Source organism: Flavobacterium sp. P3_A6, assembly GCF_056403035.1.
Genome location: NZ_JBFUGG010000069.1, coordinates 1 through 678 on the forward strand (window position 1 = coordinate 1; position 678 = coordinate 678).

Genomic DNA, 678 nt, shown 5'->3' on the forward strand with positions numbered 1-678 from the left:
CCTATAGACACAGCGATGACGCGACATTCACGCTGCGCGCGTGAGCCGTCATTGAGGCTGGATGACGAGCCCGCTCAACGCTCTTCCCGCGGCGGCCGCCGCGGCCGCCTGCTGGTCCGGCAGCAGGTGTGCGTACGTCTCGGTCGTCGTCGTGATCGACTCGTGCCCGAGCCGCCGCTGCAGGATGAACAGGTCGACGCCGGCGGCGATCATCCACGACGCGTGCGTGTGCCGCAGGGCGTGCACGCGTGGACGCTTCGTCAGCCGGGGCGCGTCAGGGTCGGGCGACCCGTCCGGCCGCAGCGGGTTCATCGCGGCCTCGAGCGCGGGCGTCCACGTCTGCGTCCAGAACCTTGAGGACGAGAGCTGGCTCCCGACGGTGTTCGGGAACACGAGATCTCCCGGAGCCTTGCTAGCGATAACGCCGCGGAGAACGCCGACGAGGTCGTCGGGAAGCGACACGGTGCGTCGCGCTCGCCTGGTCTTGGGTGGGCCGACGTACCAGTGACGGTTCTCGTCGCGCTTCCACGCCTTCGTGACGCGCACGGTCGCGGGCGTCGACGTGAGGTCGAGGTCGGCGACGGTGAGCGCAGTCGCCTCCCCCCAGCGCAGCCCGGAGGCAACGAGCAGCAGGACGAGGGGCCGGTAGTACTCGGCGACCTTCGACAGCAGCAGCGC

The 678-nt window shown here is 70.1% G+C and carries 1 protein-coding gene; it reads right to left on the reverse strand.

Annotated elements, in window-relative coordinates; genetic code table 11:
* Positions 1-48 precede the first annotated feature (48 nt).
* Positions 49-678: site-specific integrase (locus tag AC1DVP_RS21350; RefSeq protein ID WP_477185480.1), on the reverse strand; the 630-nt coding region annotated here is incomplete at its 5' end.